We start from the raw sequence: 23,615 nt of genomic DNA, 5'->3' as shown, positions 1-23,615 counted from the left end.
CGGACTACATTCATTCATTACAGATAGTATAGAATTTTATGACTCACTATGACTACATTGTGATTGGTGCGGGTTCGGCAGGCTGCGTCGTTGCCAACCGTCTGACCGAAGAGAGTGACACAACCGTTTTACTACTCGAAGCAGGTAATCTCGATACAAAACCAGAGATTCACATTCCAGGAGAATGCCTCAGTCTACTAGGGTCTGAGGTGGACTGGGGCTATTTCTCCGAACCAGAACCTTACCTGAATCACCGCAAAATCTTTTGTCCCCGTGGCAAAGTCTTGGGGGGTAGCAGTTCGATTAATATCATGATTTATTTGCGGGGCAATTCTCACGATTACGATCGCTGGCAGGAATTAGGCAATCCTGGTTGGAGTTACCAGGATGTTTTGCCCTACTTCAAGAAATCGGAGCACTCCTCACGAGGCGCATCTGAATTTCATGGGGGTGATGGAGAGTTGAGTGTCACTGATGCGATTTCCCCCACTGTGGTATCTCAACGTTTTGTAGACGCAGCGGTAGCACTCGGATATGACCACAATCCTGATGCCAATGGCGCGCAGCAAGAAGGTGTAGGACTTTATCAGTTGACCATTAAGGATGGTAAGCGGCACAGTACCGCTGCTGCTTTTCTTGTGCCCATTCTCCAGCGTCCCAATTTAACGGTAATAACAGGCGCGTTGGTGACTCGATTGTTGTTTGAGGGAACTTGCACCGTTGGGGTGGAATATCTGCTCGAAGGTACGCTGCGCCAGGTTAGGGTCAATCGGGAAGTAATTTTAAGTGCGGGTGCATTCAATTCACCCAAACTGCTTCTGCTCTCTGGTGTTGGGGATGCAGAACACCTGCAAGCGATGGGAATTCCGATCGTGGCTGATTTGCCAGGTGTTGGTCAAAACCTGCAAGACCACCCGGTCGTGTCTGTGGCACACGAGGCAACTCAGGATTTACACACGGCAAGTACCAGTAGTATCGGCGAAGCTAACTTGTTTTTGCATACTGAGGGAAATCTGGATGCTGCGCCAGATTTACAGTTTCTCTTCGGCTCCGTTGTGTTGGCACCGCCTGGTTATGCCCACTCTGGTTTAGGATTCACAAGTTTCGTTTGTTTGACTCATCCCCACAATATAGGCAGTGTTAGTTTGCGATCGCCCGATCCCAAAGACACACCGATGATTCAAATGAATTTTCTCCAAAGTGAAGCGGATGTGCAAAAGCTTGTTGTCGGAATTAAATTACTCCGTAACTTGTTCGGTGCAAGTGCTTTGGATGAGTTTCGCGGTCAGGAAATCGCTCCGGGTGCCGACAAGCAGAGCGATGCCGCACTCGTTGCTTACGTCCGGGAAACTTGCAGTACAGTGTGGCATCCGGTGGGCACTTGCAAAATGGGCACTGACCCAATGGCGGTAGTAGATCCTGAACTACGAGTACATGGAATTCAGGGGTTGCGGGTTGTGGATGCCTCCATCATGCCAACGATCACCACAGGAAATACGAACGCACCGACGATCGTGATTGGTGAGAAGGCAGCCGATTTAATTAAGGCGGAGTGTATCTCGCAACGTGTTCCCACATACTTGTCTATCTAGAAACGGCATGAACGCCTGATTTATCCAAGCCGCAAGCTTGAGCATTCGTAACACAATTCATTAGAAGGAGTACTTCCATGGCAACATCATTCTGGCTGCTTAATAACTACCTCACCATCGTCGCCGATCGCACCACAACTGATGGTAAATATGACCTGATTGAGGGCTATTTTCCTCCTAGGGCACAGACTCCACCCCATCGCCATACCCGCTATTCCGAACAACTCTATGTGTTGGAAGGAGAGTTCACGGTCTGGGTTGGCAAGGATAAGCTTGTGCTAGGCGCAGGTAAAAGTGCCTTCATTCCGATGGGCGCACCCCATGTTGTTGCTGCACTCAGCGATCGACTCGCTCGCGGATTAGTCGTTGCTTCGCCCAGTGCCTTTGCTGACTTAATTGCAGCAACAGGGACGCAAAACCAGGATGAGGCACCTGACATGGAATTGTTCATTCGCATCAGTACCGAAATTGGCGACGAAATTCTGGGTGCACCTGGAGATCTTCCTTAACTCATCATGAGAAAACTGGAAAGGTTTGAAGTCCAAAATGGAGTTAATCATGCAACTCATCTCTGTCAATGTAGGACTGCCGCGCGAAGTGATATGGAAAGGGAGAACCGTTACTACTGGAATTTTCAAAGAGCCAGTTAATTCAAAAGTGATGGTGCGATCGCTCAATTTAGATGGTGATGGGCAGGCCGATCTAACCGTTCATGGGGGATTAGACAAAGCAGTCTATGTCTATCCCTTTGAGCATTACGATTACTGGCGGAGTGAATTACCTGACACAGAGTTGACTCTGGGCAACTTTGGTGAAAATTTCACGACCACTGGGCTGAGCGAAGAGGAATTGAACATTGGCGATCGCTTTCAGATCGGCACTGTCAAACTGATGGTGACGCAACCGCGCCTGCCCTGCTACAAACTGGGGATTCGGTTTGGGCGACCGGATATGGTGAAACGCTTTCTGGCGAGTCGTCGAACTGGATTTTACTTCTCCGTTTTGCAAGAGGGCGAAGTCGGAACTGGAGACACTCTAGAGTTGGTGAGCCGAGATAAGAACAACATCACGGTTGCCGATATCACTCAACTTTATACCCGCGAGCAGAACAATCCAGAGTTACTGCACCGTGCTGCTCAATTAGAAGCATTCCCCGCAAGTTGGCGCGACTATTTCCAGCAACAGAGCCGTCGTTAGGCGGTGAAACCTTCATAAGCTCATAAGGAGTAATCTCATGACCACATTTCATACCGTTTCAATCGATGGTTTAGATATCTTCTACCGCGAAGCTGGCTCTCGCAGTAATCCCACAATTCTGCTATTACACGGCTTCCCAACCTCATCTCACATGTTCCGCAATCTGATGCCTGCGCTTGCCGATCGCTTCCATCTGGTTGCCCCCGATTATCCAGGCTACGGCAACAGCTCGATGCCAAGCGTGAATGAGTTTGACTACACGTTCGATCGCCTAGCTGAAATTGTGGAGAAATTCATTGCCGCCATCGATCTCAAGAAATACAGCCTTTACGTGATGGATTACGGTGCTCCCATTGGCTATCGGATTGCGGCTAAATATCCAGAACGAATTGAAGCATTGATCGTACAAAATGGAAATGCTTATGAAGAAGGGCTGCTTGAATTTTGGAACCCGATCGAGGCTTACTGGCAAGATCGTTCTTCTGAGAATGCGAACAAGCTCAGACCCTTTTTCACCCTGGAAACGACAAAGTGGCAATATACTAACGGCGTTCGCAATCTCGAAGCAATCAGCCCTGACAACTGGAATATAGACCAACCCTTACTCGATCGCCCTGGAAACGATGAGATTCAACTGGCGCTGTTTTATAGCTATGGCACGAATCCACCGTTATACCCGCAATGGCAGGAGTATTTCCGCAAATATCAACCACCGACCCTGATTGTTTGGGGGCAGAACGACTACATCTTCCCTGCCGAAGGTGCTTATCCCTACCAGCGCGATCTGAAAGACGTTGAGTTCCATTTACTCGATACCGGACATTTTGCCCTAGAAGAAGATGGGGAGGCGATCGCAACCTACATCCGTCAATTTCTCACGTCACGACTACAACCCGTTCCTGCCTGATCCAATTTTGATTTCCAGCTCTCATCAACTGGTTAAAAAGGACACCATGACCACTCAAACTATAACGATTCCAGCTTTGTCAGGAGGCAGTTTTAATGCCTATCTAGCAGCACCCAGCACTCAGCCTCGTGCAGGAATTGTGTTGATTCAAGAAGTACTTGGGGTCAATAAAAATATGCGGCAGACTGCCGATGATTTGGCTAGGGCAGGCTATTTAGCGATCGTGCCAGATTTATATTGGCGGCTGGAACCCAATGTGCAACTCGATCCTGAAGATAAAGCCCAGTGGGCTAGAGCCTTTGAGTTACTCCAAGCATTCGATCTCGATAGCGGCGTAGAAGACCTGAAGACAACCCTGTCTTTTCTGCGGCAATATCCCAGCAGCACGGGCAAGGTCGGCAGTGTGGGTTTTTGTTTGGGCGGTAAACTGGCATATTTCATGGCAACCCGTAGCGATGCAGATGCCAACGTCAGTTACTACGGTGTTGACATTGATAAGAATTTAGCAGAGGCAGCCAAGATTCAGAAACCGCTGATCTTGCATATCAGTGCAAATGACGAGTTTGTATCGCCAATCGCTCAAACGACTATCCAGCAAGGACTGAAAGACAACCCTTTTGTAACAATCTATCGCTATGAAGGAGTGAGTCACGGGTTTGGTCGCGTGGGTAGTTCCGCTTATCGCAAAGAAGCCGCAGAATTAGCGGGCGATCGCACCCTGACGTTTTTGAAACAGCATTTAGGGTAGCAATACCTAAATGCGATTTGATGTACAGACAGCGATTGACTTCAACTCTTAAATTCAACAAGTGTTAGGTAATAGGATTCATCATGCAAAAATTAGATGGAAAAGTCGCTCTTGTCACGGGTGGTACGAGTGGCATTGGTCTTGCTACTGCCAAACGCTTTGTTGCTGAAGGAGCTTATGTCTTCATCACAGGTCGTCGTCAGGCTGAACTGGATAGTGCTGTGAATGCAATTGAGAAAAACGTCACGGGTATTCAGAGCGATGTCTCCAATTTGGCAGACCTCGATCGCCTGTTTGCCACAATCGGGCAAGAGCAAGGACACCTTGACGTGCTTTTCGCCAATGCTGGCGGTGGAGGAATTGTCCCACTCGGAGAAATCACCGAAGAACAGTTTGACAAAACGTTCAATACTAACGTCAAAGGTGTGCTGTTCACCGTGCAGAAGGCATTGTCACTGCTGCCAGAAGGTGCTTCTATTATTCTGAATGCCTCGACTGCTTCTACTGTAGGCACTCCAGCCTTTAGCGTTTACAGTGCCACCAAAGCCGCCGTGCGATCGTTTGCCCGCAATTGGACACTCGACCTGAAAGGGCGCAACATTCGAGTGAATGCTATTAGCCCTGGCGTAGTTCCAACTCCTGCCTATAATCACTTGGGATTGAGCGGTGAACAGGTGCAGGAATTCGTGGATAGCCAAGCTGTCACCATTCCATTAGGACGAGTCGGCACGCCCGATGAGATTGCCAAAGCCGTTGTCTTTCTTGCGTCAGATGACAGCAGTTTTGTGAACGGTATTGAGTTATTTGTCGATGGTGGTATGGCACAGATTTGAGATGACTGTAAAAGCAATGGCATAACGATCCAGCTACATCAACAGATACCAAGGAGATCGCACCATGAACAGGTTCACCTTCAGAAATAGCATTCGCGTACTTTTGATTGTCGCACTCTTTTTAGGAACCACTATTATCACCTCTCTAGGAGCCAACATGAATCCTGCAAGCGCACAAGATAGCAAGCCCACCATCGTCCTCGTCCACGGTGCATTTGCTGAGTCTTCCAGTTGGAACGGTGTATTGTCTCAACTGATTCCGAAAGGGTATCCGACGGTTTCCATCGCTAATCCCCTGCGCGGAGTCAAGAGCGACGCAGGCTATGTTGCTAGTGCCCTTAGGAGTATCGAAGGTTCTATCGTGCTGGTCGGACACTCCTATGGAGGTGCGGTAATTACCAATGCAGTCAAAGATAACAACAACGTGAAGGCATTGGTCTACGTTGCTGGCTTCGCTCCTGAGACTGGCGAGACTGCCGCCGAACTCTCAGGACGTTATCCGGGTAGCACACTCGCACCGACACTCGCACCGCCAGTTGGATTGCCCGATGGCGGCAAAGACCTGTATATTCAGCAGAACAAGTTCCACGCCCAGTTTGCTGCGGATGTTCCCGCTAACGAATCGCAATTGATGGCTAGCACCCAGCGTCCGATCGCAGAAGCTGCACTGAACGAAGCCTCTGGTGCGCCTGCATGGAAGTCTATCCCGTCCTGGTTTATCTATGGCGATCGCGACTTGAACATTCCCGCAGCAGCGCAGGCTTTCATGGCGAAGCGCGCCAACTCAAAGGGGACGATCGTCGTGCAGGGTGCCTCTCATGTGGTGATGATTTCCCATCCAGATGCTGTTGCCAAGGTCATCGAGCACGCTGTGATTGCAAAATAGGTGCATAATGTAGCGTGAATCGATTTATCCCATCGCCCCCAAGTTCCTCAATGCTATCTTTTGTGCTTCGGTCAATCCCGTCGCCCCGGTAATATCCATACCTTCATAAAGGCGATCGCTTCTCAGGGTTTTGAGGCATTGACCTGTTTGGACATCCCAAATTGCGATCGTTTCATCCTGACCGCCGCTGGCGAGAGCCTCGCCCGATGGGTGAAACCCGACGGTCCAAACCTCGCTGGTATGTCCCTGCAATACCTGCAAGCACTCCCCACTCCGCACATCCCACAATCGGACGCAACAATCGTCCCCACAGCTCGCAATTATTTTTCCATTAGGACTAAAGCTGACCGCTCGGATTCTATCGACACCTCCCTGGAACACCTTTAAGCAATTGCCCGTTTGCACATCCCATAGGCGTACAGACCCATCAAAACCGCCACTGGCAAGGGTACGACCATCCGGGCTGAAGCTAACCGACCAGACTGCATTCCGATGCCCCCGCAATACCTGAAGACAGCGTCCCGTTCGACTATCCCACAAGCGGATGTCGCGATCGTCGCTACTACTGGCAATCATGGGGCCAACGCCGGAGGGCAGGCTCACGTCAACGGGACTAAAAATGACCGAAAATACCCAACTGGTATGCCCCTGTAACACCTTGAGACATTGCCCTGTTGGGACATTCCACAGCCGCACCGAAAAATCGAACCCGCCGCTCACCAGAAACTGTCCGTCAGGACTGAAGCACACCGCTCGAATCCCGCTCGTATGACCGCGTAACACCTTTAAGCATTCCCCGTTCTGCACATTCCACAGCCGAATGGTGCAATCGAACCCCGCGCTCGCTAAAAGAGTCCCTGCGGGATTAAAACTCACAGAACGAATCCAACTGGTATGCCCCGACAACGACTGCAAACAGATGCCGCGCGAACCGTCCCACAGCCGCACGATCGCATCAAGCCCGCCGCTGGCCAAAAGCGGCAGTTCTGACGCGGTATCTGTCAGCGCTGACGCGGTATCTGTCAGCGCGGCTGGCGCAAAACTGACTGCAAACACCCCGCTTTTATGGCCCTGCAATACGTTTAAGCATTGCCCTGACGCCACCTCCCAAAACCGCACCGAAAAATCGACACTGCCGCTGGCGAGGGTTTTGCCATCAGGACTGAAGCGCACTGAGTGAACCCAACTGGTATGGCCCTGCAAGGTTCGCAGACATCGCCCCGATTGAATATTCCAGAGCCGCACTGTAAAATCGTCTGCTCCGCTCGCCACAGTCTGGCCGTCAGGACTAACCGCAACAGTCCAAACGCCACTTTGATGTCCGTCAAATGTCTGGAGACACTGCCGCGATCGCACATCCCACAAGCGGACTGAGCTATCCTCGCTGCCGCTGGCTAACAGCGAACCATCGGCACTAAAGCTGACCGAGCGCACCCGTTTGGTATGTCCCGTCAAGGTGGCAGAACAAAGGCGATCGCGGACGCTCCACAGGCGCACCGAGCCATCGTGATGACCGCTTGCCAACCCTTTACCGTCAGGGCTAAAGCAAACCGCTGCAACAGCCCCAGTGGAATCTTCTAAGAGGGTTTGACACTGCCCCGTTTGCACCTCCCATAATCGGAGGGAAGCATCGGCACTTCCACTGGCTAGCATTCGGCCATCGGGACTAAAACTTAAGCTCCAGATCCAATCGGTGTGCCCTTGCAGCACCTGGAAGCATTGACCCGTTTGGACATCCCACAGGCGAATGCAGGCATCGTTGCTACCGCTTGCTAGCGTCCGACCATCGGGACTGAAGCGCACCGACCAGATCCAACCTGTATGTCCTTGCAAGATCGACAGCGGCTGGAGATCGGCCATTCGCCATATATGAATCGTATTGTCAACGTCTCCAGTTGCGAGTAAGGTGCCATCCGAGCTGAGGTCAATGGACAAGATGCCGCTGAGGCTTTCGGCAAAGACCGATTTGGTGAGATTGGCCTGTTGGAAGTTGACTTGGGGCAAACGAATTTGCCGTAAATCGGCCTGCCAAACGTTTAGATGGGAAAAATCCCAGTGCTGCAAGTTTGCGTTCAGCGCCACCAACAAATTCAGCAGATTACCGCCCAAATATCCCGGTTGTAGAGAAGATCGCTGCTGCTGGAGCAATTCCTGAAAGCGTTGTTCGATTGATTGCTGACCTCCCAATTCAGCGAGTAAGCGTTCTATCAGAGGCTGGGCAATCAATCGGCGTTGCGTTTCTCGGATAAAGTCTTTCGACTGCGCTTTCACAAGGGCGTGGGATTGTAGCAAGGGTTCCCAGAAAACAGGTGCCGGAGAAACTGCTTCCCGATTCTGCTTTTTTTCGCAAATCTCCGCACAGACTTGGGCGATCGCCAGTTCTGTCACATATTCCATCACGACGGGCTGTAAACTAAATCCCGTTGCACTCTGCTCGATCGCCGAGCGTCGTACCAGAGATTGAATTGCATCGGGGAGCGATCGCTTTGTGCCAAGCGTCACAATATCGTTGTCCAAGGTTGCCAGTGAAGTGGGCTCTCGATTAATGGCTAACCATAGCAAAACTTCCCGTTCTGGCGGAGATAATCGCTCCACTTGCCGTGCGAGCAAATCGCGAATGTCCTCAAATAGAGCCATGCCGCGATCGATATAGTCCAATACTGCCGCAATCCGACCTTCTAGAAAATCTTGAACCAGGGCTGCCACCATTTTGAGCGCCAGCGGATTGCCGCGATAATGCTCGATCAGCCTCTCCCACTCCTTTTCGGTGCCTGTAAAGCATCCTTTATCCTGAAACAGGGTGCGACCTTCCGCTGCAGATAACCCTTCCAACTGTAGCGATCGCACGGGGAGTTGTTCTCCCTCCAACAGCGCAATTTCTTTCGGCTTTTCCCGACTCGTCAAGAGCAAACAACTTTGATGCGGCACCTCTCCTAGCGATCGCAGCAGTTGCCCATAGCCTTCATACCCTGGCCGATATTGTCCAGATGGACTACCGCTACTCAAGAGGGTTTCTGCATTATCTAAAATCAACAAACAGCGTTTGTGCTGCAAACAAGCCATTAATTGGGTCAGCCGTCCTTCTATACCGATTGGAATCGCCGTATCTTTTCTTTGCGCCCACAGTAAAAATGGCAAGATACTCTCCAAAAAATCGGCAAAAGGCGGTGCATTGGCCAGCGATCGCCAAACTACAGTCTCGAACTCAGGTTGTAGTTGTAACCCTAACTTCACCGCTAGCGCGCTTTTGCCAATCCCACCAATGCCGAGAATTGCAACCAATCGACAGCAATCACCTGCAATCCACTGTTGTAGGCGCACCAAATTGTCTTCGCGTCCGTAAAAGACGGATACATCCATCGCCTCGCCCCAATCGTGCTGAGGATCTTCCTGCCGAGTAGCGAGTTCCTCAAAGGGAATTGTGGGTGGGGCACAGTCTTCCTGGGAGAGTTGTAATTCAAATCCCCTCAAGAAGTACTCGATGGACCGTCGATCGACGGCTTCTTCCCGCTTCAGAATACGGGAAATCGTTTGAAGAGAGAGTCCGGTGCGCTCGCTGAGTTGTTCGCGCGTAAACCGCTGTCCCCAATTTTGTGCTGCTTCTGCCGCCTGCATAGCCTGCTGCAATTTCTGCCATCCCTTCATCGTCAGGATCGCACCGCGTTCGCGCTTGGTTTTAGAAGAACGCTTGACAGACATAAAGAAATGAGGGATGCCTGCGAGACAGTTTTGCTGCTACAATTTTAGCTCGATTGACGATCAAAATTTGTACCCGTGGAGGGATGCTAGAAAGGTTCTGGGGTATTAACGTTCGGTAATCAGTCATCGAGAGCGCGTACTTTTAAAGGTTGCCTGTGATGAAAGTGCTTGAGGTTTACGTAGCCTAATGAATAATCCCAAGCTCGCCACCAATCGCGGAAGTGGATATGTGAGCAATACTCAGCTTATCCGCTATTTGCTGCTTTTTGTGTTGGCTTGGGCGATCGTGCAGGTGCTGGCGTACTTTGAGACAGTCTTAGTCATTTTCATTTTTGCGGCGATCCTAGCATTCCTGCTGAATTATCCAGTCACGCTAGTATCGCGGTTTATGCCCCGTTGGCTGGCCGCTTTGCTGGTGTTCTTGCTTGCTTTGCTCGTTCTCGGCGGGCTAGTCGCAACATTGGGAATAGCGATCTTCTCTCAGGCACAACAGTTATTAGAGCAGGCTCCTCAATTCTTGGAATCAGCGATCGCGTGGCTAGAAAACTTGCAGATTTTCCTTAGAAATCGCAATGTAACGGTTGATTTCACTACTTTTGAAACGCAGTTGAGAGAACAATTCCTAGGCTTTTTGAGCATGAGCTTTACTATGCTTCAAAATATCCTACTGAATTTAATTGATGTGATTCTGATTGCAGTCGTTAGTTTTTTCATGCTGCTCGATGGTAAACAATTGTGGCGCTTGGTTATGAAGTTGTTTCCACCCCGCATGCGATCGGAGCTAACAGAGGCAATTCAGAGAAACTTTATAGGCTTCTTTTGGGGGCGCTTATTACTATCTATCTTCCTTGGAATATCAACATTTGTGGTATTCCTGCTGCTCGGCGTTCCTTATGCACTGGTAATGGCAGCGCTTGTAAGCATATTCGACTTAATTCCTGGCATTGGTGCAACTATCGGCATCGGATTGGTTTGCGCGATCGTCCTGCCCCAAGGGATTTTATTGAGCTTGAAAGTGTTGGTTGTTTCAATTCTGCTCCAACAAGTACAAGAGAACTTCCTAATGCCCCGGCTTATGAAAGACTCCGTCAATATTAATCCAGTAGTCATGTTTTTTGCCTTACTGATAGGGGCGCGCGTTGCAGGCTTAATCGGTGTTTTTCTATCAGTTCCCGTTGCGGGAGTCCTCATCAGCTTGCTCGATATCGATGAGATGCGCGGCGAACAAGCAGAACAACCGTCTCATTAAATGCGCCCTCGCAACGCAGAGTTCTCATACTGTTTTCCAGGCTACACTGCCATAGCGATAAAGTAAGGAAACCATCCGTCTGCACCGATCGCTCATGAGTGAAGTCTCCTCCTCTCTCTCTCCCCGGACCCGACTAGAGCGGCTGCGCGTCACCGTCGGGTTTTATCTAGACGACGTCCAAACCCCCTTGGGAATCGCGATCGATTCGATCGTTACCCTGTTGGTATTGATATCGGTTGGAGCGTTTGTCGCTCAAACCTACGACCTGCCGGAGCAGATTCGGGTTTTTTTAGATGCTCTCAACACGACCGTGCTTTGGATTTTCGTTGTTGAGTATGGGTTAAGGCTGTGGTGCGCGGAAAATCGTCTTCGCTTTTTTTTCAATATTTATTCCATCATTGACTTAGTCACGATCGCCCCATTTGTAATTGGGCTGAGCGACACGAGCTTTCTTCGCATTTTTCGATGGTTTCGCATTCTGCGACTGACTCGGTTTTTAGAAAACCAGACGCTCTGGGGAAAGGTCAGGTCTGAGGACGCCCCCATTTTTATCCGAATTTTGTTTACGCTGTTTGCGATCGTGTTCGTCTATTCTGGCTCGATCTATCAGGCCGAACACCTCACTAATCAAGAATTTGACACATTTTTAGATGCATTTTATTTCTCGGTCGTCACCATGACGACCGTTGGATTTGGGGATGTGACCCCTATAACGCAAACCGGAAGGCTCTTAACCGTTCTCATGATCGTGACGGGCGTGGCTTTGATTCCCTGGCAAGTAGGCGATTTAGTTCGACGACTGGTTAAAAGCGGTGCCCAAGGCGAAGCAATTTGTCCTGGATGCGGCCTAGCCTCCCACGATCGAGATGCCCAATTTTGCAAAAACTGCGGAACGCATTTGCATTGAAGGGGAGAGATGCAAAGTTCGAATTTTTAATGCAAGCGAACGACTGGCTCCGCTCTTGGGAATAAGCTTCATTGTTTTTGGCATAATCTCCTATGCTTCCTGGACGATCTGATTCACAATTAAAGAGACAGTTTTTTGCGTCAGTCCCGCTGAGGAGTTTTTTGTCATGGCCGTCCACAAAGAGTTTGCAAGTTTTGAAGACTTGATTGCGTCTGCAGAGAAACCCTTGCTGGTCGATTTTTATGCCACCTGGTGCGGACCCTGCCGGATGTTGGCTCCGATTTTAGATCAGGTCCAGGCCTTAATGAAGGGCAAGCTTCAGATTGTCAAAATCGACACCGATCGCTATCCAGACCTCGCCAGCCACTACGAGATTCACGCCCTGCCGACTATGGTGTTGTTCAAACAAGGACAGCCCGTCGAGCGCATCGAAGGCGTCATGCCGCCAGAACAGCTCGTCGAGCGCCTTACCCCTCTGCTATAGTCAACGCTCACCGCGTGCCAAGCGTTTGCATTGCGCGCGGCACAGCGAAGCCGTCGCCCTCTACCCCTGTTGGCTTGCAAATGTTCAGCAAACCTCAAAACAGGCATTATCATGGCGAATAGAGATCCTAGAACAGTGGAATCGTTGAGGGATAGGTGAGGTCACGTTAAATGGCTCAGATCTATACCAGCCAAGATTTAGCGCAGATTCTAGCGCGAGAGCGAGAAGCTTGTCTGCGGGGCGATCGCCTGAGCCTAACGGCCTCAACGACCCGCTTTAACCCGATTGTGGAACCCTTCGTGAATGCCGAAGGGGTGCAAAAATTTACAGCTTTTTGCGATTTTCGCGATGCCGTCCACGACTACCAACGCACGCACCAAGTGTCTGGGTTGCTGTGGCGCAGGTTTACGGTCAAGGGGCTTTCCATTGAGTATCCAGAAGTGGACGAACACCTGATCGCGCTACCGCAAGATTTAGAAATCCTGGCCCTGCACAAGCCTCCCGTGCTGGATTTTTGGCGGCGGATCGCTCAAGGGATGGAAACCTACTGCCATCAGGGCAAGCACAGTCCTCACAGTCCCGTGAGTTCGTCGGAAATTGAGCTTCAGTCCCAGCGCGCCGAGTGGGCCTACCTGCACAAGCTAGAGTACCCCGGAGCCTTGGAAATTACGCTGCAGTTAGGTTGGGGTTGCCCTAAGGAAGCCTCATACCAGAAACACTGGCCGCTTTCTGGCTGCTGCTTTATCCACGCTGTGGAGCCGGGACGGGTTCCTCAGAGCGCGTACTACTAGCCGCTTCGCCGCCTTCAAAAACCTGGATCAGGCGCGGAATCTCAAGCTGACCCAGGTTGTCCACTGCCCAGTTGGAACGACGCTGCATCATGTGAAAGGGATAGGTATGGGCCACCCCCACCACGGGGATGCGGGCCGCGCGGGCCGCTTCTAGACCGGGGAAGCTGTCTTCAATGGCGAGACAGTCCTGAGGCTGTAGGTTGAGGTTTGGATAGAGATGGTTGAACTGAGCGATCGCCTTCTCATAGCCCTCAGGCGACGGTTTGCTGGTGGAGATATCCTCTGCTGCCACGATCGGCCCAAAGGCATCCCGCAACGTTGCGCGCTCCAACACCCACTCAATTTCAGCTCGGAGGGCGCCGCTAACAATGCCGAGCTTGATTTGGCGCTCCTGAAACGTTTGGATGAGGGATTCAACGTCTGCAAATAGGGGAAGCGCTTCTAAGGTCTGAAGGCGTTGTTGGTAGGCAGCGGTCTTTTGGACCAGTAGTTTGCCGATGTAGTCTGGAGATACGACCCGACCGCGCGCGTTAAATAAATCTTGGAGACAGGCGCGATCGCTGCGGCCCAGACAGAATTTCTGAAAGTCTTCTGGCGTAATGCGGACGTTTTCGGACAGCATTACCTCTTGGATGAGCTGTTCGTGAATCGGCTCATCATCTAAAATAACGCCGTTAAAGTCAAACAATACGACTTTTAGCGGCATAGCTTCAAATCCCGTCCGTCCCTATTCATCGCTCGTGTGATTGCTCGTGTTATTAAAGGCTGTTTCTCAGTGTAGCGCTCCGTCCGTTCTGCGGGATAGGTGATTTGAGTTGAGTGGATGTTTTTAGAAACTGCTGTATTCGGTATGCTAAGGCCAAGAATGCTGTTTTTTCGGAACTTGCAGACATGGGGATAAGAGTGCTGGGAGTATTGCTGAGCCAGTGGGATCGCGTTCGGGTCGGGCTGAGTCTCATCCACCCAGAATTGCGCATTCCAATTGCGATCGCCTTGGGTGCCGTACCCGGCGCTCTGAGCCGTTACTATTTGACGCGGTGGTGCATCCAGTGGTTTGGAATGGGGTTTCCTTACGGAACTTCGATCGTCAACCTATCGGGGGCGCTGGCGATGGGCTTCTTTGCGACGTTTACAATGCAACGGGCGAACTCTGGGTGCGAAGCTTTCGCCTCTCCAGAATTGCGCGCCTTGGTTGCAGTTGGATTTCTGGGGGCCTATACGACCTTTTCAACCTATGCATTAGATGCAACTGTGCTATTCCAAAATGGACAATGGGGAAAATCTCTTGTTTACTGGAGTGGAAGCGCAATTCTAGGCGTCATTTGTTTGGAAATCGGGAGCGCGCTGGCTCGGAAACTCGGTTAAAACACCAATCAGCCCTTTTACTGCTTCAACTGCAGCGAGCGCGACCGCGCCGAGCAAATGGCAATGTTACTTTAGAATGAGCAAGAATGAGCAAAACCAGCATTTCTGACCGTGTCATTTTTAACGTCAAACTATGGTGATAATTCCTACAGTCCGCCAAGCGTTTCAGTCATCCCAATGGCAAAGGTTTTGGGGCGAAGCCAGAACGCGAATCGTGCTCTGGTATGTTGGCATTATCATTTTATTTGTAGGACTGGCCATTCCTTTGATTCGCCTCCAAATCGTAGTGCAGGTGGATGCTCGAGTGCGGGCCGACTTGAACGAAGAGATGGAAGGTTTTTTAAGATTGCTCGCAGAAGGCCCCAGACTTGACGATGAAGCGTTGATTAGGGGACTGCGGGAGGACGGACAACCCGTTCCAGCGGGGCATCCCACCACTACTACTGAATTAGAATCTTTATTGGAAATTCACCTGAAGCGCCGCATTCCTGAAGACGATATGTTTCTGATCGGCTTTGTCAGTAACGAGTTCTTTCGTTCCAGTCCCAGGGCGCTTCCTAGTATTTTGAGCCAGGACTCGCCGCTGATGGCTCGGTGGGCTACCCTCACCCGTCCCGAACAGGGCGAACTAAAACTATCAGACTCTCGCTACGGGGGACTTTTGCACAGAGCCGAGCCGATTCAAGTCAATGGAAAATTTTTAGGCGTTTTTGTTGTAGCCCATACCACGCAAGGGGAACAAAATGAGGCTCTAGAAGCTTTTGGGGTAATGGTGCAGGTGCAGTTGCTGGCGTTGGGTCTGGCACTCCTGGCAATTTGGTGGGCAGCAAGTCGGGTTTTGGCACCCCTGCGGCTGCTCAGTACGACAGCCCATGATATTTCGGAAACAGATCTTTCAAAACGCCTGCCTACTGAAGGAAAGGGTGAGATTTCAGAACTTTCTCAAACCTTTAACGAGATGATGGACCGTCTGGAGTCTGCTTTTGAATCGCAACGCAATTTTATTAACGACGCAGGCCACGAGCTCCGAACGCCCATTACGATTATCCGGGGTCATTTGGAGTTAATGGGAGACGATCCTCAGGAACGGGAGGAAACGGTAGCCCTAGTGCTCGACGAATTGGATCGCATGAATCGGTTGGTTGAAGAACTGTTGCTCCTTGCCAAGACAGAACGACCTGATTTTCTTCAAATTGAGGAAATCGAAGTTGAATCTTTGATGCAAGAAATGTACTTGAAAGCAACTGGACTATCTGGCGATCGCGACTGGAGACTGGAGGCTGGAGCTTCAGGGCCGATCCGGGTCGATCGCCAGCGGATCGCGCAAGCGATGATGAACTTGGCTGAAAATGCAGTCCAGCATACGCTATCTGGCGATACCATCGTGCTGGGATCTCGCCTAGTTCGGCAAACGGTAGAGATTTGGGTGAAGGATACGGGAGAGGGCATTCCCGTTGCAGAGCAGGCGCGCATTTTTAAGCGATTTGCGCGAGTTAACCATACCCGCCGTCGTTCGGAGGGGTCGGGCTTGGGCTTATCGATCGTGAAGGCAATTGCTGAAGCCCATGGCGGTCGCGTTACGGTCCGCAGCAGTCTGGGAACCGGATCGACCTTTACGCTCGTCTTGTCTAGAAAATCTTCTTCTGAATCGCTCTCTCCGTTAGGTCGCCATGTATCGCATTCTTATCGCTGAAGACGAACCTCGCATTGCGGCTTTTGTGGAAAAAGGGTTGCGGGCGAATGGTTTTACTCCAACTCTTTCCGCAGATGCCAATGAGGCGCTCGCACTGGTGTTAGGGGGAGGTTTTGACCTGCTAATTTTAGATTTAGGGCTGCCTGGGAAGGATGGCCTAGAAGTGCTGGAAGAACTGCGAGGGCAAGGCGAGCAATTGCCTGTGATCATTCTGTCAGCAAGAAATGACATTCAGGACAAGGTGGCTGGGTTTGAGGGGGGCGCGGATGACTATGTCACCAAACCATTCCGATTTGAAGAGCTGCTGGTTCGAATTCGAGCGCGATTGCGGGGTAGTGGATCCAGTGCATCGGCTCAAGAGGAATTAGAACTGCAAGCGGGTGAGATTGTACTGGATTTACGCACTCGGAAGGTTAAAGTGGGCGATCGCCAGATCGAGCTACCGACTCGCGAATTCGTTTTGGCCGAAACATTTTTTCGCCATCCGGGACAAGTGATGAGCCGCGAACAACTATTGGATCGCGTCTGGGGGTACGATTACGATCCCGGTTCCAATATTGTCGATGTCTATGTAGGCTATCTGCGCAAAAAACTGGGCAGCGATCTGTTTGAAACAGTGAGAGGCATGGGATATCGCTTAAAAGTTTAGGCATTACCCTTTATGAGGTTTTATACCGCAACCCTGGCTCGATCGCCGCGAGGTTTGGTTGAATGACAAAACGAATACCCCTCATCCCTTAGCCCCTCCTCTCACAAGGGGAAAAGTGTTAAGGGTGAGGGTAGATGAGAAAATTCTCATCTTAAAGCGGCAGCGTTAAAGGTATAGTCATAGGAATATCTCAACGACCCTTATAAAGCGTGATATTCCTCCATCGTGTATCGTATTCTAATTGCAGAAGACGAAGCTCGCGTTGCTGCTTTCCTAGAAAAGGGATTGCGAAAGCATGGCTTTGCTACAGTTGTTGCTGAAGATGGAGAACAAGCTATACGGATCGTCCAAACGAAAGACATTGCTTTACTTGTATTGGATCTAGGACTGCCAATTTTGGACGGCTGGAAAGTATTGCGCGAACTTCGCGATCGAGGAAGTACGCTGCCCATCATCGTGCTGACCGCGCAAGATCGCGAATCTAGCAAAACAAACGCTTTTGCGTGCGGAGCGACGGACTTTGTCTCCAAACCCTTTCATTTTAACGAGCTACTTGAAAAGGTGCGATCTCATCTAGACATTGCTTGTTGAGGGATCTATTTGGTTGACTGATAAAACTTTTCGCTTGGCAGTTGAAACCGCAGCTACAAGGATGAAATTCGCCCTTCGACAGGCTCAGTGGCCACCTGCGCGGATTGCTGGAACCCTTGATATGTTTAGTCTGCGGAGGCAGACTTTGTTCTTGTAGGCGCGTTGGCGTAGCCTGTCCGCAGGACTTATTCAATCGCTGACCTTACAGACGGATGAATGAGGGTTTTAGAACTTTTGTCAGTCAACCAGGGGATCTATTTGGCTTGAGATCGGATCGCTTTTAATAAGTTTATGAGAATTTTCTCCCAAAAGATTCATGTTGAATTCATTAAACCATGGAATAATTTTACCTCTCTCTCTGAAATCCTTTCCCATAAAGGGTTTTAGGAGATTTTATGCCTGACAAAATCAAGAATCCGAGGTAGAATTAACTGAAGCTTAAACTGAAGTTTAGCTAAGGTTAAACACCTGCTAATGAACATTATATTAAATTTACGTTCCCTACCCAGGCGATTTCTCCAATTTCAGCTTATTGCTGTTCCTGGTATTCTCCTGCTTAGCTTTGTGGGCTACTTATTTCGATACTTTGGCCCGGGCCGGAGTTTCGGCTTAGGACTTTTCTATGTTGATGCTGAGTCAAATGTAACAACATGGTACTCATCGGCATTGTTACTTCTGTGCGCCTTCCTATTGTCTGTCATTGCATTGATTCAATCTAGAAATCGTGAAATCTACTTTAGGTATTGGCAATCTCTAGTAATTATTTTTCTGTATCTATCAATAGACGAAACTTCTGTTATCCATGAAAGATTAAATAAGGTAGATTATTTTTTTAAAACTGGTGGATTTTTCTATTTTGCGTGGGTCATTCCTGCTATTTTTATGGTCAGTATTTTTGTGCTGTTCTATCTTAGGTTTTTGGCCCATTTACGCCCAAAAACAAGTCGTCTATTCTGGCTGAGTGGGATTATTTATGTTTTGGGAGCGTTGGGTATTGAGATGATCGGTGCCTCTATTGCAGAGTCAAGTGGAGAAGGCTTAGTGGGTTTAACCTATACAATTTGCGCTCACTTTGAAGAAGGGTTTGAGTTATTGAGTCTGTCGATTTTTATCTACGCGCTATTAGACTACCTTCACTTTAAGCTTCAAAATTCTGTAATTTATGTTAAGGAATAGCGGTTAAACCCCATCTTACTTTGGAGTCTGCGATTGAAATTGCGGTTACGTTTTCCAAAGTGAGATACACCCGATCGAACTTCTCCTGAGACCTACTTGAAGGCATATTCCTAAAATCGGAATAAGGTACGGACGATTCCTACATAGGCCGTGTCGTTGTTAGTATTATGCTCTGGATTAGTGATCGCCAGTATCCCTGCTGTGATGGCCATATTTTCTCGAATCGGCCATCGATAGAAGGCTTCGAGATGGAGAGAGGTATCGGGGTCAATATAGGACTGCCCATCTGCTGCATACTGGTTGTGAATGAGTTTGGGCGGTTGACCCACGATGATGCCTAGCAAACTGTTTTGAGCGCCAACATCCAAAACAGAAAGCGTTGTTGCCCAGTTCAGAATTCTTGCAGCAGGATCGCCAGGCAAGTCAGAGGCTCGGGCATGGGTGAATCCCACCCACCCACCTAGATAAACTTTGGGGACGATCTGAACAAAAGATTGGAGGCCGAGGGAGTTTGTAACAATTGCTTCACTTTCTCTATTAAAGGGGTCATTGGCACGCTCGCTTCCTGTATTGGTATCTAACGCATTAAACGCGCGAATGTAGTTAATGCCAATCCCAAATTTTTTGCTAGGTTGGTAGGTCAGCTGCGCGATCGCGCCGTAGGAACCGCCAATCAGCCCTCCACTCGGTTCGCCAGCATCATCCGCAAGATACCCCAGTCCGAGAGAAAAGCCTTTCCCAAATTCATGGATCAGTCCGACCCCTGTCCCTCTACCCTGTCGGTAGATTGGATTCCGTACCCCAAAGCGGGAGATGGTACCGCGACTTCCACTGTCTAGATGCGGATTGAGCGGATCGGCAAAATTAGAGAGCGTTCCTCCAATTGCCTTGGCTAGAAATTCTGTCTTTTTCCCTAGGGGAAAACTATAGTCTAAGCGATTAAGAACCAGTTGGCCGTCCGTATTGCTCTGGAAAGCGGGACGAGTCATATTAGTGCCTGTTGCTTCGTCTACTTCTCCAATGCTACTGGCCTGTAGCCTCAGCCTCAGTCGATCTCGACCTGTGAAGCTTGTAATGAAGCTCAATCTCGCTCGGTAGCCGAAGGTAATACGGCGATCGCCGATCTCTGCCTCATCTTCTACTGGATTTCCTCCAACTCCAATTCCCGAAAAGAGCACCTCTCCTTGTAATTGAGTCGTTGTAGAAAATTCTTTTTCCTGAAGTTTTTCGAGGTGCGGGATAAGGCGATCGGTCCGCTGAGTCAGAAGGTTTAATTCATCTCTATAAGCATTTTGCAGCGTTTGCAATACTTCTAGATCTTTGCTGGGAAGGGGTTGCCTTTGCCGCAATATATGCGCGACTAGAGTCTCTAGTGCGATCGCAAACTCTTGACGGGATACGAACGATCTCTCGTGAAGGAGCTGATTTAAGCTCGCTGGTAAGCGATAGCGTTCTGCTAGAGTGCGGAGTTGTAAATACTCCCAGTCAGTGAGGTATATATTGGATAGCTCCTGCACAGTAGGACCAAGTTGTTCTGGTATGGAGTTGATTTCTAGCGGTGATGCCTGGGGATGACTGGATGAGGGCTGGAGATTCGATTGTAGAGGCGATGAATGACTAGACTGAGCGCTCGCCATCTTAGAAGATGAGGCGATCGACAGAAGTGCAAGCAATAAGCTGAAAAAACGATAGTGTTTCAGGAATAAAAAAATGGTCATAAGGAAACTGTTGCAGACAAATCAAGACAATTTCAGGTCGATGGCGTCATGACAGCCTTCCCCATTTCGCTTGTTTTATTATTTTGCCAAGGATAACATCTACCCCACTTCAGACGAAGGGTTTATTGATGAGAGTTATCTCATAAAAGGTTCATATCCCCTTCATCGACAATTGCGAACCTGGATAGCAACAAAAACTCAAGAGAGCAGATATTATGCGTGTTTGTGTTGTTGGAACGGGATATGTCGGCCTTGTGACGGGGGCTTGTCTTGCCCAGATCGGCCATCAGGTCATTTGCGTGGATAATAACGAAGCTAAGGTCAAGCAAATGCAAGCGGGGGAGTCCCCTATTTTTGAACCCGGTCTTGCAAAAATGATGCAAGATACGATGAAAGCAGGTCGATTAAAGTTTACGACCGATCTCTCTGCGGGTGTCTATCATGGAGAAATTATATTTATCGCAGTGGGCACCCCTGCATTGCCTACCGGAGAGAGCGATACGCGCTATGTGGAAGCTGTGGCTCGAGGGATTGGCACCCATTTGAATGGGGGCTACAAGGTCATTGTGAATAAGTCAACGGTTCCGATCGGTTCCGGAGATTGGGTCCATCGCATCGTACTCGATGGGGTGGCAGAGCGTCAGCAGGAGATTGCGGGGTTTGATGTGGTGAGCAATCCCGAATTTCTGCGGGAAGGATCTGCCGTCTACGACACGTTCAACCCGGACCGCATTGTGATTGGTGGCAACAGCGATCGCGCTATTTCCCTCATGCAGGAACTCTACGCTCCGATCGTGCAGCAGCAATTTGCTGCAGATCCCGCCCGACCTCCCGTACCCGTGGTGATAACAGACTTGACCTCGGCGGAAATGATTAAGTATGCTGCCAATGCCTTTCTCGCTACCAAAATTAGTTTTGTAAATGAAGTCGCGAATATTTGCGATCGCGTTGGCGCGGATGTCACCCAGGTGTCTCGGGGTATCGGGCTAGATTCTCGTATTGGCCAGAAATTCTTGCAAGCCGGAATAGGTTGGGGCGGATCGTGCTTCCCCAAAGATGTTTCCGCTCTAGTCCATACTGCTAGCGATTATGGGTATGACGCACAGTTGCTCAAATCTGCCATTGAGACCAACCGCAAGCAGAAGTTAATTGCTATTGAAAAACTGCAGCAAGCCCTCAAAGTTTTAAAGGGAAAAACGATTGGCTTACTGGGACTCACCTTCAAGCCGGACACAGACGACCTGCGCGATGCTCCCGCTCTTGACTTAATCGAACAACTCAATCGATTGGGAGCAAGGGTGAAAGCTTACGACCCATTGGTTATTTCTAATAAACTCCATCCAGTTCTCGAAAAGATTACCTTAACAACAAACGCCGAAGATCTGGCAATAGCCTGTGATGCTCTGATCTTAGTGACAGATTGGCAGGAGTTTCAGAGCTTAGACTATGCAAAATTAGCCACGCTTATGAACGTTCCACTCATCATTGATGGGCGGAACGTTCTGGATGCTCAAATTTTGGCAGATGCGGGTTTTCACGTCATCGGTATAGGCCGACCTACCGTCAGCCAACCCGCGCGAGGTGAATGGTTGGCGGCTGCATGAGAAGACTCGGCGATCGCAGCAGTGCGTGACAGTTATATCCTGTGACGAGCGGAGAAAGAGCCATTGTAGCGAAGCTGACGGCGATTGAAAGAACCGCTAAAAAGTTTCCGCTTCTTCATGAGACTTATCTCATAAAAGGTTCATATAGGATTCATTTGGATTTGCGATTCTATTAACAAGATCGATTGATGAAATTTACTTGATTAATTTTTCTACTCTGGTTCGCTCCCACTAGCTCGCTCCCACTAGGAGAATTTTATGAAACTGCTGGTTTATTCTCACGATACATACGGTCTGGGCAATATCCGCAGAATGTTGGAAATTTGTCAGTCCCTCCTGCAAACCATTCCAAATCTATCCATCTTGCTGCTGTCAGGATCGCCGATGTTGCAAGGCTTTCGATTGCCTCAAGGACTTGACTATATAAAGCTACCCTGTCTGAATCGAGGGACAGAAGGGAAACTTGCATCTAAGTATCTCAAGATGAGTACAGAGGAAACAGTGCAATTGCGGGGAGATTTGATTTTGACTACGGCTTTGAATTATAAGCCAGACTTAGTTCTAGTTGACAAGAAACCCTATGGTTTAAAGGATGAACTCAAGGAAACCATCAATACGCTCAAGGACAATTTGCCTCAGACAAAGTGGGTCCTTCTGTTGCGCGACATACTCGACCATCCCGATCGCACGATTCCAGAGTGGCGAGAGCAGGATAACTACCAGGCCATTCAACATTTTTACGATCGAGTGCTGGTCGTTGGGTCTCCAGAAGTTTTCAACCCTTGTATAGAGTACCAATTTCCCCCTGCAGTCGCCACGAAAGTAAAATTCTGCGGCTATATCCGCCGCCCAGCGGGATTGCAGGAACGGGATGCCTTGCTTCAAGAGCTTGGGGTGCTGCCGGGCGATCGTTGCGTCCTGGTTACAGCAGGTGGCGGCGAAGATGGGTATCCATTGCTGCATATCTATCTGCGGGGATTGGCACTCCTGCCGCCTAACTATCCGCTGAAAAGCTTTGTGGTCTGCGGCCCTGAGATGCCACAAGAGCAACGCGAGACGCTCTTTCAAATTGCAGAAATTCTACCGCGCGTGCGCGTGTTGGAATTTACAGATGACTTGATGAGCTATATGAAAGCAGCAAATGCTGTAGTTGCGATGGGAGGCTATAACACCTTCTGCGAAATCCTTTCTGCCCGAAAGCCATCCGTTATTATTCCTCGCGTCAGGCCATCGCAAGAGCAACTGATCCGCGCCCATAAAATGTCTAAACTGGGCGTATTGGATACCTTGCTGCCCGAAGAGCTGACTCCCGAAAGATTGATGCGACAGGTATTGCATCAACTGAACCATCCTCACTCCTATACGGCCAATATAGAAAAGCTAGATCTAGAAGCGCTTCCTCGCATTTCCTCCCACGTTATGAATCTTCTCCCTCACGTTATTGCTGAGGACAGGAAAAAAAACATGCAGCAAGTTGCTGAATATCTCTGTGCCTAGTCTTAAGCAGCATCCCTAATTGTGAAATG

The 23,615-nt window shown here is 49.6% G+C and carries 20 protein-coding genes and 2 pseudogenes; 18 read left to right on the top strand and 4 right to left on the bottom strand.

The window, feature by feature from the left end:
- The first annotated feature begins 38 nt into the window (after window positions 1–38).
- The 7 genes from R6H26_RS12290 (at window position 39) to R6H26_RS12260 (ending at window position 6,163) form a co-directional block, all read left to right on the top strand.
- A complete protein-coding gene (locus R6H26_RS12290; RefSeq protein WP_404790674.1) occupies window positions 39–1,592 on the top strand; it encodes a GMC family oxidoreductase in 1,554 nt (517 codons plus the stop codon).
- A gap of 77 nt (window positions 1,593–1,669) precedes the next feature.
- A complete protein-coding gene (locus R6H26_RS12285; protein WP_404790673.1) occupies window positions 1,670–2,101 on the top strand; it encodes a cupin domain-containing protein in 432 nt (143 codons plus the stop codon).
- A gap of 49 nt (window positions 2,102–2,150) precedes the next feature.
- Complete coding sequence (locus R6H26_RS12280) at window positions 2,151–2,789, top strand: MOSC domain-containing protein (protein ID WP_404790672.1); 639 nt, start codon at window positions 2,151–2,153, stop codon at window positions 2,787–2,789.
- 37 nt (window positions 2,790–2,826) lie between these two features.
- Window positions 2,827–3,696 (top strand): alpha/beta fold hydrolase, encoded by an 870-nt coding sequence (locus R6H26_RS12275; protein ID WP_404790671.1) that lies wholly within the window; start codon window positions 2,827–2,829, stop codon window positions 3,694–3,696.
- A 46-nt stretch (window positions 3,697–3,742) separates the two neighbouring features.
- Complete coding sequence (locus R6H26_RS12270; RefSeq protein WP_404790670.1) at window positions 3,743–4,444, top strand: dienelactone hydrolase family protein; 702 nt, start codon at window positions 3,743–3,745, stop codon at window positions 4,442–4,444.
- Between the two features lie 83 nt (window positions 4,445–4,527).
- Entirely contained in the window at window positions 4,528–5,277 is a 750-nt protein-coding gene (locus R6H26_RS12265; RefSeq protein ID WP_404790669.1) for an SDR family oxidoreductase, read from the top strand.
- 157 nt (window positions 5,278–5,434) lie between these two features.
- Window positions 5,435–6,163, top strand: coding sequence for an alpha/beta fold hydrolase (locus R6H26_RS12260; protein WP_404790668.1), 729 nt, complete (start codon window positions 5,435–5,437; stop codon window positions 6,161–6,163).
- A 24-nt stretch (window positions 6,164–6,187) separates the two neighbouring features.
- Here R6H26_RS12260 and R6H26_RS12255 read toward each other — a convergent pair.
- Both R6H26_RS12255 and R6H26_RS12250 read right to left on the bottom strand, forming a co-directional pair.
- Window positions 6,188–6,907, bottom strand: a pseudogene (locus R6H26_RS12255) (WD40 repeat domain-containing protein); the annotation flags it as partial.
- A 117-nt stretch (window positions 6,908–7,024) separates the two neighbouring features.
- Window positions 7,025–9,523 (bottom strand): annotated as a pseudogene (locus R6H26_RS12250) (NB-ARC domain-containing protein); the annotation flags it as partial.
- A 526-nt stretch (window positions 9,524–10,049) separates the two neighbouring features.
- Here R6H26_RS12250 and R6H26_RS12245 point away from each other — a divergent pair.
- From R6H26_RS12245 to R6H26_RS12230, 4 genes are all read left to right on the top strand, one after another.
- Window positions 10,050–11,111, top strand: coding sequence for an AI-2E family transporter (locus R6H26_RS12245; RefSeq protein ID WP_404790667.1), 1,062 nt, complete (start codon window positions 10,050–10,052; stop codon window positions 11,109–11,111).
- A 94-nt stretch (window positions 11,112–11,205) separates the two neighbouring features.
- Window positions 11,206–12,018, top strand: coding sequence for an ion transporter (locus R6H26_RS12240; RefSeq protein WP_404790666.1), 813 nt, complete (start codon window positions 11,206–11,208; stop codon window positions 12,016–12,018).
- A gap of 166 nt (window positions 12,019–12,184) precedes the next feature.
- The gene (gene trxA, locus R6H26_RS12235) at window positions 12,185–12,502 is read left to right on the top strand and encodes a thioredoxin (RefSeq protein WP_404790665.1); all 318 of its coding nucleotides are present in this window, start codon (window positions 12,185–12,187) and stop codon (window positions 12,500–12,502) included.
- A 170-nt stretch (window positions 12,503–12,672) separates the two neighbouring features.
- Entirely contained in the window at window positions 12,673–13,293 is a 621-nt protein-coding gene (locus R6H26_RS12230; RefSeq protein WP_404790664.1) for a hypothetical protein, read from the top strand.
- Here R6H26_RS12230 and R6H26_RS12225 read toward each other — a convergent pair.
- Window positions 13,244–13,999, bottom strand: coding sequence for an HAD family hydrolase (locus R6H26_RS12225; RefSeq protein ID WP_404790663.1), 756 nt, complete (start codon window positions 13,997–13,999; stop codon window positions 13,244–13,246). The genes R6H26_RS12230 and R6H26_RS12225 overlap by 50 nt on opposite strands.
- 197 nt (window positions 14,000–14,196) lie before the next feature.
- Here R6H26_RS12225 and crcB point away from each other — a divergent pair, with 197 nt between their 5' ends.
- From crcB to R6H26_RS12200, 5 genes are all read left to right on the top strand, one after another.
- Window positions 14,197–14,658: a fluoride efflux transporter CrcB gene (crcB, locus tag R6H26_RS12220; RefSeq protein ID WP_404790662.1), complete on the top strand. Its 462-nt coding sequence runs from the start codon at window positions 14,197–14,199 to the stop codon at window positions 14,656–14,658.
- A gap of 133 nt (window positions 14,659–14,791) precedes the next feature.
- Complete coding sequence (locus tag R6H26_RS12215) at window positions 14,792–16,351, top strand: sensor histidine kinase (RefSeq protein WP_404790661.1); 1,560 nt, start codon at window positions 14,792–14,794, stop codon at window positions 16,349–16,351.
- Window positions 16,329–17,000, top strand: a complete 672-nt coding sequence (locus R6H26_RS12210) for a response regulator transcription factor (protein WP_404790660.1) — start codon at window positions 16,329–16,331, stop codon at window positions 16,998–17,000. The genes R6H26_RS12215 and R6H26_RS12210 overlap by 23 nt, the downstream gene beginning before the upstream one ends.
- Window positions 17,001–17,225: 225 nt before the next feature.
- Window positions 17,226–17,591 (top strand): response regulator transcription factor, encoded by a 366-nt coding sequence (locus tag R6H26_RS12205; RefSeq protein ID WP_404790659.1) that lies wholly within the window; start codon window positions 17,226–17,228, stop codon window positions 17,589–17,591.
- A 705-nt stretch (window positions 17,592–18,296) separates the two neighbouring features.
- Window positions 18,297–18,767, top strand: a complete 471-nt coding sequence (locus R6H26_RS12200; RefSeq protein ID WP_404790658.1) for a hypothetical protein — start codon at window positions 18,297–18,299, stop codon at window positions 18,765–18,767.
- Window positions 18,768–18,877: 110 nt separating this feature from the next.
- Here R6H26_RS12200 and R6H26_RS12195 read toward each other — a convergent pair whose 3' ends face one another.
- On the bottom strand, window positions 18,878–20,485 hold the full coding sequence (locus tag R6H26_RS12195) for an iron uptake porin (RefSeq protein ID WP_404790657.1): 1,608 nt from the start codon (window positions 20,483–20,485) through the stop codon (window positions 18,878–18,880).
- A 215-nt stretch (window positions 20,486–20,700) separates the two neighbouring features.
- Between R6H26_RS12195 and R6H26_RS12190 the strand changes: the two genes are divergently transcribed.
- Window positions 20,701–22,089, top strand: a complete 1,389-nt coding sequence (locus tag R6H26_RS12190) for a UDP-glucose dehydrogenase family protein (protein ID WP_404790656.1) — start codon at window positions 20,701–20,703, stop codon at window positions 22,087–22,089.
- Window positions 22,090–22,347: 258 nt separating this feature from the next.
- The gene (locus R6H26_RS12185) at window positions 22,348–23,586 is read left to right on the top strand and encodes a glycosyltransferase family protein (protein ID WP_404790655.1); all 1,239 of its coding nucleotides are present in this window, start codon (window positions 22,348–22,350) and stop codon (window positions 23,584–23,586) included.
- The last annotated feature ends 29 nt before the right edge of the window (window positions 23,587–23,615 follow it).

The sequence above is a fragment of the Altericista sp. CCNU0014 genome, assembly GCF_044923475.1.
GTDB lineage: Bacteria > Cyanobacteriota > Cyanobacteriia > Thermosynechococcales > Thermosynechococcaceae > JAAURS01.
The sequence above is the reverse complement of the archived record's forward strand: the minus strand, read 5'-3'. Positions and strand labels throughout refer to the sequence as shown.

Bases quoted from the DNA above. Each gene is read 5' to 3' on its own strand.
- R6H26_RS12260 (WP_404790668.1), top strand. From the start codon at position 5,435: ATGAATCCTGCAAGCGCACAAGATAGCAAGCCCACCATCGTCCTCGTC.
- trxA (WP_404790665.1), top strand. From the start codon at position 12,185: ATGGCCGTCCACAAAGAGTTTGCAAGTTTTGAAGACTTGATTGCGTCT.
- R6H26_RS12245 (WP_404790667.1), top strand. From the start codon at position 10,050: ATGAATAATCCCAAGCTCGCCACCAATCGCGGAAGTGGATATGTGAGC.
- R6H26_RS12240 (WP_404790666.1), top strand. From the start codon at position 11,206: ATGAGTGAAGTCTCCTCCTCTCTCTCTCCCCGGACCCGACTAGAGCGG.
- R6H26_RS12225 (WP_404790663.1), bottom strand. From the start codon at position 13,999: ATGCCGCTAAAAGTCGTATTGTTTGACTTTAACGGCGTTATTTTAGAT.
- R6H26_RS12265 (WP_404790669.1), top strand. From the start codon at position 4,528: ATGCAAAAATTAGATGGAAAAGTCGCTCTTGTCACGGGTGGTACGAGT.
- R6H26_RS12230 (WP_404790664.1), top strand. From the start codon at position 12,673: ATGGCTCAGATCTATACCAGCCAAGATTTAGCGCAGATTCTAGCGCGA.
- R6H26_RS12190 (WP_404790656.1), top strand. From the start codon at position 20,701: ATGCGTGTTTGTGTTGTTGGAACGGGATATGTCGGCCTTGTGACGGGG.
- R6H26_RS12270 (WP_404790670.1), top strand. From the start codon at position 3,743: ATGACCACTCAAACTATAACGATTCCAGCTTTGTCAGGAGGCAGTTTT.
- R6H26_RS12275 (WP_404790671.1), top strand. From the start codon at position 2,827: ATGACCACATTTCATACCGTTTCAATCGATGGTTTAGATATCTTCTAC.
- R6H26_RS12280 (WP_404790672.1), top strand. From the start codon at position 2,151: ATGCAACTCATCTCTGTCAATGTAGGACTGCCGCGCGAAGTGATATGG.
- R6H26_RS12285 (WP_404790673.1), top strand. From the start codon at position 1,670: ATGGCAACATCATTCTGGCTGCTTAATAACTACCTCACCATCGTCGCC.
- R6H26_RS12185 (WP_404790655.1), top strand. From the start codon at position 22,348: ATGAAACTGCTGGTTTATTCTCACGATACATACGGTCTGGGCAATATC.
- R6H26_RS12290 (WP_404790674.1), top strand. From the start codon at position 39: ATGACTCACTATGACTACATTGTGATTGGTGCGGGTTCGGCAGGCTGC.
- R6H26_RS12210 (WP_404790660.1), top strand. From the start codon at position 16,329: ATGTATCGCATTCTTATCGCTGAAGACGAACCTCGCATTGCGGCTTTT.
- R6H26_RS12195 (WP_404790657.1), bottom strand. From the start codon at position 20,485: ATGACCATTTTTTTATTCCTGAAACACTATCGTTTTTTCAGCTTATTG.
- R6H26_RS12215 (WP_404790661.1), top strand. From the start codon at position 14,792: ATGGTGATAATTCCTACAGTCCGCCAAGCGTTTCAGTCATCCCAATGG.